Source organism: Caproicibacter fermentans, assembly GCF_009746625.1.
Taxonomy (GTDB): domain Bacteria; phylum Bacillota; class Clostridia; order Oscillospirales; family Acutalibacteraceae; genus Caproicibacter; species Caproicibacter fermentans.
In genome coordinates, this window is record NZ_VWXL01000075.1 from 18163 (window position 1) to 29089 (window position 10927).

The following is a 10927-nucleotide window of genomic DNA, read 5'->3' on the forward strand; positions in this document are numbered from 1 at the left end:
ATATCTCAAAAGCTCCAAACTTTAAAGCAATTCAGAAAAAAACAGGCCGGCGCACTTTCGAGGCGCCGACCATTTCGAAATTCTAACGTTTTCTTTTTTTACCCTTGGGTTTTTGTTTCGTCCCAGAAGCCTGCCCGGTGGTTCCGTTCTTCTGCTCCAAAACAGCCGGTTCGTCCGACTGAGCGGAAGGCAGCTCCACCGGCTTAGAGTCCGCCGCCTTTGCTTCCGTCTGTCTGGCGGACGACAGCTTGGAGGCTTTTTCTTTCGTTTTGTGCTGTTCCCACATGACGTAAAGCGGGCCCGCTATGCAGATGGAGGAATACGCGCCGCTCACCACGCCGACCATCATCGGCAAAGCAAACGTAGTGACGCTGGTCAGATGATAGAAGCTGCCGACCACGAATACCACCGCAACGGCGATAAAGGTGCTGAGGGCCGTATAAACCGAGCGGGTAAAGGTCTGGTTGATGCTGATGTTAACCAGAGAATCGTAACCCGCCTTCAGGCCGAGCAGCCTTCGATTCTCACGGATTCGGTCGTACACCACAACGGTATCGTTCAGCGAATAACCCAAAACGGTTAAAACCACCGCAATAAAGTTGGCGTCAAGCGGAATCCGGAAAAGAACGAAAGTGAAATAAACCATCGACACGTCGTGCAGCAGGGCCACAATTCCGAACACAGCCGCCGCCGTGCCGCCGATTTTGCGGAAACGGACCGCAATATAGAGATCCAGAAGCAGAAACGCAATCAATACCGCGACCATGCATTTCAGGAAGAAGCTCTGCCCCATAGTCGGATTCACCGAGTTTGACTCGACAATCTGGAAATCCGCTTTTGGATATTCCTTATTCAAAGCCGTCTGGATCGCCTTTTGATTATCAGGCGTCATGGACTCGGTTCCGGCAAAGGAAAGGGTTACGTTGTTCAGCGTCTCGCCGCCGGACGCGGATTTAATGTTCTGGCTGACTGCCGCGGAAACACTGCGGTTTACCGTATTATGAACGACGCTTTCTATTTTCGCTGCGTCGACATCGCCGGAATAAGAGTACTTGATCATGGCGCCACCCTTGAAGTTGATATCCAGCTTGACGCCGAAAACAATGTTAAAAATCAAACCGACAGCAATAATTCCAAGGGAAATCGCGAAGAAAATCTTTCGATTTTCATAAAATTTCATGTGAAAATTTCTCATTCCTTCGGCCCTCCATACAACCATTTACCCCGTGTAAAGCCTGAAAGGGATTTCGACATCATTCTTGTCGTAAACACGCCGAACACAAAGTTGGCGATGATCCCGATCAGGATCGTATAACCGAAAGAATAGATCGTGCCGGTGGTTGAAACTCCAAAAATCGAAGATAGAATATTGGTTGGGCCAAACACCAGCATCAGAAGGATCGCAACGATTGCGGTCGTGATATTTCCGTCGAAAATCGCGGAAAAGCTGTTCTTGTCGCCGATCGTAATCGCCGTCGACAGCGTTTTTCCGGCCCAAAGTTCTTCCTTAATGCGCGTTGCCGTAATGATGTTCGCGTCGACGCCCATACCGATGGAAAGAATGATACCGGCGATGCCCGGCAGAGTCATGGTAAAACTGTTGACAAACGGGAAATACCCGGAAACCGCCGCAAACATCAGCGCAACCTGACCGAGCAGAGAAATCACCGCGACAAAACCCTGCAGGCGGAAAACAAAGATCATCAGCAGAGCAATCAGGGTAAAAGCAATAATCCCCGCCATCATCATGGCGTTCAAAGACGATTTTCCGAGAGTCGGGTTAATCGTGTTCAGGCCGGTCGTGGTCAGTTTAAACGGCATGGAGCCCGCATTGATCTTGTTGGCGAGCGAGGAGGCCTCCGCCGCGGTAAAGCCGTTCGGCGAATTGATGACGCAGTTGCCGTCCGGAATCTCTTCATCGACCGTCGGCGCCGAGATTCTCGTGTCGTCCATCCAGATTGAAATGGTCTGACCGACCAGCCGCTTTGTTGCATCCGCAAATTTTTTGGTGCCGCTGTCGCTCAGCTTCAGAGCAATCTGATAAGTTGACTTGCCGGTTGTTTTATCGGTAGTCAGCTCCGGTTTGGCGCTCACCACATCGCTGCCCTGCAGGATGATGTTGGTCGCCGTTGTGCCCTTCGGCGTTTTGTAGACGGGTTGTCCATCCGAACCGGTTGTCTCGGTCGTGTAATCCCCGCCCTCGCGGAACGTTACAAGAGCGGTCGCGGAAAGCTCGTCGATCGCGGTCTGCGGGTCAAACGTTTTTTCGTCGCTTTTCCACGGAAAACGAACGATGATGCGGTCGTGGTTATAATCGGTATAGACCTCATAGTCGGTGATGTTGTTGTTCACCAGCCTGAGTTTAATAATCGATTCGGCCGAATCCATTTGTTCTTTGGTAGCTTTTGCTCCTGTGGCCGGCGAAAAAGTCGCCTCCACACCGCCGTTAATATCGATTCCCCATCTGATATCCCCGACCCCCTTCACATAGGTGGTCGTATTATCCCCGTTTTTCCCCTTAATACCGAAAATAGAGGTATAGGTTAAAAGCAGGATGAGGAGGGCGACGATGAAAAACACCGGTTTTGGTACTCGCTTCATGCGTGAATCCTCCAATATGTTGGTTTTCCGCGAATTTCGCAGACGTACAACATTAATTATATTGTTGTAACTCCAAAATGTCAATCAATTTCATGGCATAATTCGTTGCTATCCTCCATAAAAATAAGGGAGGGATTTTGATCCCTCGCGCACAAATAGATCCTCCTTTTGCTTCCTGATACGGAATGGCGAAAAAGAGGATTTTTTATGTTCCGTTTACGGATTCAGAAGTTTCTCCGCAGCAGCCAGCCGTACGCAGAGGCAGAACAAATCCACCGCCTGACGCAGCTCCTGGACGGGAGGATAAGTGGGTGCGACGCGGATATTGCAGTCGTTCGGATCCTTGCCGTACGGATAAGTCGCGCCGGCGCCCGTAAGCTTTACCCCGGCCTGGCCGCAAAGCTCAACGACCCGCTTTGCACATCCGTTCATGACGTCGACACTGATAAAATAGCCGCCGTTCGGTTTCGTCCAGGACGCGATCCCTTCGCCGGAAAGCTCTTCGTTCAGCTTATTGAGCACCGTTTCGAACTTTGGAACCAGCAGCGCACGATGGCGGGCCATATGAGCGCGGACTCCGTCGAGATTTTTCAGGAAACGGACGTGGCGAAGCTGATTCAGCTTATCCGGACCGATCGTCTGGAACGAATAGCGGTTTTTCAGCACTTTAAAATCATCGTCGCCCGCCGCCATTGCGGCAATACCGGCGCCGGGGAATGTGATTTTACTGGTTGAGGCAAAGAAGAAAGCAAGATTTCGGTTGCCCTTGTGTTCACATTCCTTCCAAAGGCTCAGCAAACAGTCCGGCTCCTCTGTCAGATCATGGACGCAATAAGCATTATCCCAGAAAATGCGGAAATCTTTCGCAGCCGGCTTCAGCCCGGCGAAACGGCGGACAACTTCATCGGAAAAAGTGATTCCGGTTGGGTTCTGATATTTCGGCACGCACCAGATTCCCTTTACGGTGGAATCCTGAACCAGCTCTTCGACAACGTCCATGTCGGGGCCTTCCGGCGTCATCGGAACAGCAACCAGTTCAAAGCCGAAATACTCCGTTACGGCGAAATGTCTGTCATAACCCGGGGAAGGGCAGAGAAATTTCAGATGCTTCTGCCCGCCCCAGGGCGCACAGCCCGAAAAGCCGTGCGTCATGCCGCAGGCAACGGTATCGAACATCATATTCAGACTTGAATTTCCTCCGATGATAACATTCCCCTCAGGAACCTCCATCATCGCAGCCATCAGCCGTCGCATTTCCGGAAGGCCGAGCGGCCCGCCGTAATTACGGCAATCCTCGCCGGTTTCGGAAACCATTTCCGCAGACGAATTGACCAGATCGAGCATTTGAACGGACAGCTCCAGCTGGTTTGAACCCGGCTTTCCGCGGGCCATATTCAGGTTTAGCTTCAGATCCCGAAAACGGCGGTAACGCTCCAGCAGTTCCGCGTATAAACGCTCCAGTTCCGTTTTCGGCATTGATTGAAAATTCAAGATGCGCATCTCCTTCAGCAAAATGCAGAATATCGATTCAAGCACTATCTATTTTAATATATGATCGCAGATATTGCAAGTTAAATCTTTATCTCCTGCATTTCATAAGGTCTTACGCACTGAGCACCAGGGATTATTTACTTTATGTACTGCGCCAGTTCCGAGTCAACCTTCTGGATATGGTTCAGAAGCCAGTCCATTAAAAAATAGTTGGTTTTCGAAATTGTGGCAATGTTCGCACCGTTATTTTGAATCTCGCTTTTTAACTCCGCAATTTTACCGGTAAAGAAATCGTGGAGCTTCTTATGCTCCTCCACTTTCGGGTAAGCGCTGGCGCGCTGCAGCTTTTCTTCGTCGCCGAAATGCTTAATCGTATAACTCTCGAGAAATTCGACCGTGCTGATCAGTTCCTCTTTTCCATGCCCCTGATTGCAGGCCGCCAGCAGTTTGTCAATCCGGTCGCAGAGCTCCCTGTGCTCGCTGTCTATTAACGATACGCCGATTTTCAGGTTTTCATTCCACATCATAATAGATTACCCCCAAACGATTATAGTTGTTTTTGATTAAAACTCCGCGGAGCCCGTTGTGCGCGGGAACGGGATTACGTCGCGAATGTTGGAAATACCGGTCAGGTACATGACAAGGCGTTCAAAGCCAAGGCCGTAGCCGGAATGCTTGGCGCCGCCGTAACGGCGAAGATCGAGGTACCAGCGATATGCGTCTTCATTCATCCCGGTTTCCCGCAGTCTGCGCTCCAGAACATCCAGACGCTCTTCGCGCTGACTGCCGCCGATGATTTCGCCGATCCCGGGGACCAGCAGGTCAACGGCGGCAACGGTTTTGCCGTCGTCGTTCAAGCGCATGTAAAACGCCTTGATCTCTTTTGGATAATCCGTGACAAAGACCGGTTTTTTGAACACCTGCTCGGTTAAATAGCGTTCGTGCTCGGTCTGCAGGTCGGAACCCCACTCCACCTGATAATCAAAGCGTCCGTTTTCCTTTTTCAGGATTTCAATCGCATCCGAATAAGTAACCCGCGCGAAATCGGAATTTGCTACATGGTTCAGACGGTCCAGCAGGCCCTTGTCGATAAACTGATTGCAAAAAGCGAGGTCATCCGGGCACTTCTCCATTACAGCGCGAATCACGCTGCGGATCATGTCCTGGGCAAGCGCCATATTGTCATCCAGGTCGGCAAAAGCGACCTCAGGCTCAATCATCCAGAATTCGGCGGCGTGGCGCTGCGTATAAGAGCGTTCGGCGCGGAACGTCGGGCCAAACGTATAAACCTTTCCGAACGCCATCGCCATGCATTCCGCTTCCAGCTGACCGGAAACCGTCAGCGAGGTGTGCCCGCCGAAAAAATCCTTTGAAAAATCGACGGCGCCGTTTTCACGCCGGGGCAGCCGGTCAAGGTCAAAAGCGGTTACGGTAAACATTTCGCCGGCGCCCTCCGCGTCGCTTCCGGTAATCAGGGGCGTGTGAACATAAACGAACCCGCGCTCCTGAAAAAAGGTATGAATCGCATACGCCGCCGCCGAGCGAATCCGGAACGCGGCGCTGAAGGTATTGGTCCGCGGGCGAAGATGGGCCACCGTGCGCAGATATTCCAGCGAATGCCTTTTTTTCTGAAGCGGATAATCGGGGGTCGAAGCGCCTTCCACGCATAGTTCCGCCGCATGAATCTCCAACGGCTGTTTTGCCTGCGGAGTGAGGACCACGGTGCCCGTTACGGAAACCGCCGTCCCCACGTTCAGTCGGGCCACCTCCTTATAGTTCCCTATTTTTCCGTCCTCAAAAACAATCTGAACCCCTTTAAAACCGCTGCCGTCGTTCAGATCGATAAATCCCAGCGCTTTGGAATCGCGAATCGTGCGAACCCACCCGCACACAGTTACGGTTTTTCCTTCCAACGTTCCGGACTTCCGATATAAGTCGGCGATATCTATTTTTTCCAAATTCCCCGATCCTCCTGTTAAAAATCGATAACTATCATCATTTTATATCAATATTTTCCAAACCGCAAGGCTAAAAAACATTTTTTCGCCCAATCCCAAATTTTATACAGGAGGGGGTTGATTTTTTAAGAAAGGTTCGTTATAATAGTAAAGCCGGTCGGGAAAAGCCGGCCGATGTGCCAGTTGGAGAGGTATTCTAATTGGTAAGGAGCCACATTGGAAATGTGGTGCACCGCAAGGTGTTGCGTGTTCGAGTCACGTCCTCTCCGCCATGTAGTAAAATCCCGGAAGCCGCATGAATGCTAGCTTCCGGGATTTTTATTTTTATATGCAGTCTCGATTTGGTTCTTATTTGGTTCTTACGGTTCTTTTTCATTATATATTCCTACCTTTTCGCCTCCACGAACCACCGGTTTTCTTCCAGCCAGAGACAGGCCTGTTTCCCCATGATTCGGCATGTGTAGCGGATCCCCGCGCCGCCGGCCTTGAGGGATGCGGCGCGCCGCACATCCAGCACCCGGTCAACTTCATACCGGGTTCCATCCTCCCACTTGACGGCAAGCGGCATAATGTGGCCGTCTGAATCAAACTCCGCGACAACGTCAACATAAACCTTTCGGATCATGGGCGATTCCTCCGAACATGTGTTTTGTTATAGTATAGAACACGTGTTCGGCTTTTACAAGCGGAAAAATGTAGAAAAACCGGCCCCGCCCACATCAGGCGGGGCCTTAATTCACTTTTCCGTTTTCCCCTCCACCTTCCCCTCGATCTCCTTCAGCTCCGCATAGATCATTGCCTGGTCTCGTGCAATCGTCTGAAGGTTCGCGTTCATGATTTCCAGTTGTTCTTTCAATTCTTTGTCCATTCCTATCACCCCTAATATTTCCTTGAAATTATTATACATTAGAATAATCCACCTACGGCGAACAAGCCATAATATTTCATGTGAGAATATCACACGTGGAGATAGGAATGCAGCTTGTGGTTATTGGCCTTGTATCTGGCTGATTTGCGCCGCCACTCTGCTCTGCTGCCTGATCGTGGTCTACGGGGTGTACTTCGGCGGCACAATGGGGATAGTACTGTAAAAAAATAAGCCCACCGGAAATTAATCCGATGGGCTGTTTTCGCGCTCCATGCGCTGATCAATCGCCTTTACGATGTACTCGTTCAGAGTTTCTCCTACCCTGTCCGCTGCGGCCTGTATCTCAGCTTTTCGACCTTTGGGAACGAAGGGATACAGACGGTCATAGGATTTCTCTGCATACCGCCGGTTCGCGTCAATACGCGCTTTACTATTTTTAGGCATGATATCACCTCAAATTAATAATACAACTTACAATGTAATTACGCTATTGTATTTTTGTACAAATGTAATAGCGTAAGTTCATGCAATATACCTATTGATGTAATAACGCTATTGTATTATACTATAATCACAGTAAAGAAAGGGGCGGTTGAGAATGGAACTCGTAAAAGCAAGCGTTAAGGCGCAGGACACGGAAACACTTTTAAACTGCTTTACGCTTATGAGCGATACAACATTGGAAGAGGCCGAACGGATGGTATTTGCCGTTATTACCGATGAATTGGAATTGCGTGGGGCTGTTAAATATGATGAAGAAACAGAAGAATATTCCGTATGCGCTTGAACACAACGGAAAGCAATACAAAATCATTGCATTAACCGAAACCAACGGCCCCAGCATGACAGGGCCAAATATTGAAGTCAAAAGCTGCGTTGCAATGTGGTTATATAAAGAGGTTTGGCATCCGGTAAAAAATTACGAAATCCGCGCAGCGCTCAGAGAGATTTACGATTCATTATAAAGCCGCGCCGGGCAACGTTCCCGGCAGAAAGGATTTCATATGATTTACACGATATTTCCGGCTGAACCGGATGAAATGCCACAGGATTTTTCGACCGAGCGCGAAGCGAAAGAATACGCGGCTGTAAAGGGCCTAGACGGTTACACCATAGAATCCACAACAGGTGATGTTGAATAATTTAATATGCTGCGCTACCGGCGAAACGGGCAGAAAGCGAGGATGGAATGAGGTTCACGAAGAAAAAGGATGACACGAGCACAGTCCGCAAGGTATGGAATGACGACAAGACCACCTGCTTTGGCGTCGTCGGAACAGTCGGAGATCTTCTCTCTATCGGGCTCTTCGACTACTGTACCGCAGATAAGAGGCTTTGGGCATTCGTTCCGCGCACAGACGTACAAAATGCGCAGTTCGGAGATTCGCGCGAGGCCGCTTGCAGAAGCCTTGAGGAATAGACGAAAGGAGATTGACAATGAATAGGTTTTTCTACACCTTCGGCAGCGATTCCGGCTTTCCGTTCCAGAACGGCTGGGTAGAGGTTCATGCCGCCGATTGGAACGAGGCGCACGAGAAATTCAGGGCTCGCTTCCCGGGCCGGCACGAGAACACCGTCAACTGCTCATTTTTCTACAGCGAAGAGCAGTGGCGCCGGATGGATCCGGAACATACTTGGCATGGCTACCAGTGTTATGTGGTAATCGAATAGCCCGCCTGATGAGGGCTGCTTGGGAAGCTGCCGAAACGTCCGCGCAGCCAGCGCGGGGAGCGTCGCGGGAACCCGTCGGCTCAGGGGATCATATGCCGCCCACTTTATCTATAGATCGTTCTTTGACAAAAAAAACAAGGCCATCCGGAATTAACCAGGTGGCCTTTATCATTCATCTTCGATTTTACACTGCGCCCGTGGTGTCGGACGCGACCGCCCCGCTTTCCACCGCGGCTGCAGTGTGCGTCTTCGGCAGCGCGAGGACAAGCAGCGGAATCACCGTATTAATTAATTTATCGATCTGCTCTGTATCTTCAATTCCATCCAGTGCAAGCGCCGATTTAATCAGGCTTGTCGCTTCTGCTGTCCTGGTATCGTCCGCGGCGGACCCGGTAACAAGCGCGGCCTTGTATGTAGCTTCCACCCGTGTTACGGCCTGTTGGGCGTAGGTCAGCACCTTATTGATCACCGTCCCGGTAATGCCCGGAAGAAACGGCGTGAGCGCTGTGGCGACGGCCTGAGCATAGCCGAGGCCGGTTAAGACCTTGCCCATTGCTGCGACGGCGTTTTTCTTCGTGCCGAATTTCACGGCCGCGACGGTTATCAGTGCGAAGATTACTACAACGCCGAGGATGGTCATGAGGGTTTGTGTATTCTGATCCATAAATCTTTCCTTCTTTCTGCCCCATATATGGGACAAATTATTTCCGTACGAACAGAAATTCTTCGATCTGAATCGGCGCGCCGTGCATTTTCAGGTCGTCGTCGTATTTGCCGCAGACATAATCCACCTTGTTTTGCACGTTGTCATTGATGATAAGCTCTTTCGTACCATCCGGCATACGGATTCCAAGGATAATTTTGCATTTCTCCGCGCCCTTTGCCGCATTGATGAACAGTTCTTTCCTGGTCATGGTAATTCCTCTTTCCGCCAGCTGCTGCCGGCTGTTACTTAAAAATGAGCGCCAGTATCGCGGCCACAAGGCCCGTTGCAAGCGCCGTAATGATAGCTTTTGTAAACCAGTCCCATTTCTGCGCGGGGCGGGCCGTGATTGCCTTGACGTCGGTTTTGATTTCCTTGACGTCGCTGTCCAGGCCGTCCACCTTCTGATCCATTCGGGCCATTGCGGCGGTGAGGCCCCGAATATCCTTGATTTCGTCTTCCAGACCGTCTATGCGGTGATGAGCCGATTTCGCGCTGTCCAACGCCTCCTGCGCAATGTCCGGCATCGTCAGGCCCCCTTCCTTATTTCACGCGCATCACGAACCGCTTGAGCGGCGCTTCCCCCGGCGCGGTCGTGTAGATTCCCGTTTCCGTTCCCGGCTGCCCGACGGAGACCAGCGCAAACAGCTGCACGTCTCCGGTTTTCGGGAACGGGACAACGGTTACAACTCCACCGGTACCCGCCGTAACTGTCACCTGCTGCGAGCAGACGGTTTTCACCGTGTAATACTGCCCGTGTTCGCGCGAAAGGTCCATCGTCGTGTCGATCTGAACCGTAGTTTTTGGCGCGCCGAAATCCTGATAGGAGACATTCATGTCCACTTTGCCGATGATTCCATCGACCTCGCCGTCGCTCGCGTACTGCCAGACGTCGCCGAGCTGGGATCGGTCGGTGCTTTCCGGCGTCGCGTTACTGTACCATGCCAGCCAGATCGGAATCCCCGCCGCGCGGATCCGGTCCGCATCGATATATTTCGCGAAATAATACCAGTTGCGGTTACTGTAAACCATCGGCTGGTACCCTGCGGCTTTCACCTGCGCGCAGAAATCGAGGACCATATCGGTCAGGCGATCTTCCCCCATCGCGACCAGCTCGTCCGATTCCACATCGACCGCCGCCGGCCATGTCAGGTGATACGGCTTGATCGCCGCCAGAAAATCCCTTGCCTGAGCATTCACGTCGCCGGCGCGCAGAAAATGATATGCTCCGATCGGAAGCCCCGCCGCCAGCGCCGCCTTACTGTTCGCGTGGAAGCATGGGTCGACATAATCAACGCCCTCCGTCGCTTTGATGATAACATAATGAATTCCGGCCGCTTTCACACGCTGAAAATCCGGGTTTCCCTGCCAATGGGAAATATCGATTCCTTTTAACTGCATCCTATGTACCTCCTCACATACCGGTCATTCTGTTGTAGGTTTGTCCTGTTCGGAGCAATCACGCCTCGTACTCTTCGCCGGTGATCGTTTTGTAGTCGTCGGCGGTAATCCAGCCAAGCGGAATCGCTTTTTTCAAATTCTCTTCCGGGAGCCGACCGGAGTCGTAAAGCCGTTTTAGTGTCGCGTACATTATGCCACCCCCAGTGTAGATAACGTCAGCGCATCGATCTGATT

At 51.3% G+C, this 10927-nt stretch carries 17 protein-coding genes and 1 tRNA gene; 5 read left to right on the forward strand and 13 right to left on the reverse strand.

Annotated features, from left to right (window positions below; translation table 11 throughout):
- Window positions 1–82: 82 nt before the first annotated feature.
- The 5 genes from secF to asnS all read right to left on the reverse strand — a co-directional run bounded on the left by secF (window position 83) and on the right by asnS (window position 6050).
- Entirely contained in the window at window positions 83–1195 is a 1113-nt protein-coding gene (secF, locus tag CAFE_RS12855) for a protein translocase subunit SecF (protein ID WP_066648063.1), read from the reverse strand.
- Window positions 1192–2601, reverse strand: a complete 1410-nt coding sequence (locus CAFE_RS12860; RefSeq protein WP_156990891.1) for a preprotein translocase subunit SecD — start codon at window positions 2599–2601, stop codon at window positions 1192–1194. Before CAFE_RS12860 ends, secF begins: the two co-directional genes overlap by 4 nt.
- A gap of 216 nt (window positions 2602–2817) precedes the next feature.
- Window positions 2818–4095: an aminotransferase class I/II-fold pyridoxal phosphate-dependent enzyme gene (locus CAFE_RS12865; protein ID WP_407926855.1), complete on the reverse strand. Its 1278-nt coding sequence runs from the start codon at window positions 4093–4095 to the stop codon at window positions 2818–2820.
- A 134-nt stretch (window positions 4096–4229) separates the two neighbouring features.
- Entirely contained in the window at window positions 4230–4619 is a 390-nt protein-coding gene (locus CAFE_RS12870) for a bacteriohemerythrin (RefSeq protein ID WP_066648072.1), read from the reverse strand.
- 36 nt (window positions 4620–4655) lie between these two features.
- Window positions 4656–6050, reverse strand: a complete 1395-nt coding sequence (asnS, locus tag CAFE_RS12875; protein WP_066648075.1) for an asparagine--tRNA ligase — start codon at window positions 6048–6050, stop codon at window positions 4656–4658.
- 185 nt (window positions 6051–6235) lie between these two features.
- Here asnS and CAFE_RS12880 point away from each other — a divergent pair.
- Window positions 6236–6322, forward strand: a tRNA-Ser gene (locus CAFE_RS12880).
- A gap of 113 nt (window positions 6323–6435) precedes the next feature.
- On the opposite strand, the gene CAFE_RS12885 is transcribed toward CAFE_RS12880, so the two are convergent.
- The 3 genes from CAFE_RS12885 to CAFE_RS12890 all read right to left on the reverse strand — a co-directional run bounded on the left by CAFE_RS12885 (window position 6436) and on the right by CAFE_RS12890 (window position 7362).
- The gene (locus CAFE_RS12885; RefSeq protein ID WP_066643303.1) at window positions 6436–6675 is read right to left on the reverse strand and encodes a hypothetical protein; all 240 of its coding nucleotides are present in this window, start codon (window positions 6673–6675) and stop codon (window positions 6436–6438) included.
- A 111-nt stretch (window positions 6676–6786) separates the two neighbouring features.
- Complete coding sequence (locus tag CAFE_RS20355; RefSeq protein ID WP_267901551.1) at window positions 6787–6918, reverse strand: hypothetical protein; 132 nt, start codon at window positions 6916–6918, stop codon at window positions 6787–6789.
- Window positions 6919–7161: 243 nt separating this feature from the next.
- Complete coding sequence (locus CAFE_RS12890) at window positions 7162–7362, reverse strand: hypothetical protein (RefSeq protein ID WP_156990892.1); 201 nt, start codon at window positions 7360–7362, stop codon at window positions 7162–7164.
- 154 nt (window positions 7363–7516) lie between these two features.
- On the opposite strand from CAFE_RS12890, the gene CAFE_RS12895 reads away from it, so the two are divergent.
- The 4 genes from CAFE_RS12895 (at window position 7517) to CAFE_RS12910 (ending at window position 8589) form a co-directional block, all read left to right on the forward strand.
- A complete protein-coding gene (locus CAFE_RS12895; RefSeq protein WP_156990893.1) occupies window positions 7517–7705 on the forward strand; it encodes a hypothetical protein in 189 nt (62 codons plus the stop codon).
- Window positions 7668–7883 (forward strand): hypothetical protein, encoded by a 216-nt coding sequence (locus CAFE_RS12900; RefSeq protein WP_156990894.1) that lies wholly within the window; start codon window positions 7668–7670, stop codon window positions 7881–7883. The genes CAFE_RS12895 and CAFE_RS12900 overlap by 38 nt, the downstream gene beginning before the upstream one ends.
- A 39-nt stretch (window positions 7884–7922) precedes the next feature.
- A complete protein-coding gene (locus tag CAFE_RS12905; RefSeq protein ID WP_156990895.1) occupies window positions 7923–8060 on the forward strand; it encodes a hypothetical protein in 138 nt (45 codons plus the stop codon).
- A 295-nt stretch (window positions 8061–8355) separates the two neighbouring features.
- Window positions 8356–8589, forward strand: coding sequence for a hypothetical protein (locus tag CAFE_RS12910; RefSeq protein WP_156990896.1), 234 nt, complete (start codon window positions 8356–8358; stop codon window positions 8587–8589).
- Between the two features lie 184 nt (window positions 8590–8773).
- Here CAFE_RS12910 and CAFE_RS12915 read toward each other — a convergent pair whose 3' ends face one another.
- Genes CAFE_RS12915 through CAFE_RS12935 form a run of 5 tightly spaced genes read right to left on the reverse strand, consistent with a single transcriptional unit; the run spans window position 8774 to window position 10883 of the window.
- On the reverse strand, window positions 8774–9253 hold the full coding sequence (locus tag CAFE_RS12915; protein WP_156990897.1) for a hypothetical protein: 480 nt from the start codon (window positions 9251–9253) through the stop codon (window positions 8774–8776).
- 37 nt (window positions 9254–9290) lie between these two features.
- Window positions 9291–9503, reverse strand: coding sequence for a hypothetical protein (locus CAFE_RS12920; protein WP_156990898.1), 213 nt, complete (start codon window positions 9501–9503; stop codon window positions 9291–9293).
- A gap of 34 nt (window positions 9504–9537) precedes the next feature.
- Complete coding sequence (locus CAFE_RS12925; protein WP_156990899.1) at window positions 9538–9819, reverse strand: hypothetical protein; 282 nt, start codon at window positions 9817–9819, stop codon at window positions 9538–9540.
- Between the two features lie 16 nt (window positions 9820–9835).
- A complete protein-coding gene (locus CAFE_RS12930; RefSeq protein WP_156990900.1) occupies window positions 9836–10693 on the reverse strand; it encodes a glycoside hydrolase family 25 protein in 858 nt (285 codons plus the stop codon).
- Window positions 10694–10751: 58 nt separating this feature from the next.
- A complete protein-coding gene (locus CAFE_RS12935; RefSeq protein ID WP_156990901.1) occupies window positions 10752–10883 on the reverse strand; it encodes an XkdX family protein in 132 nt (43 codons plus the stop codon).
- Window positions 10884–10927 lie beyond the last annotated feature (44 nt).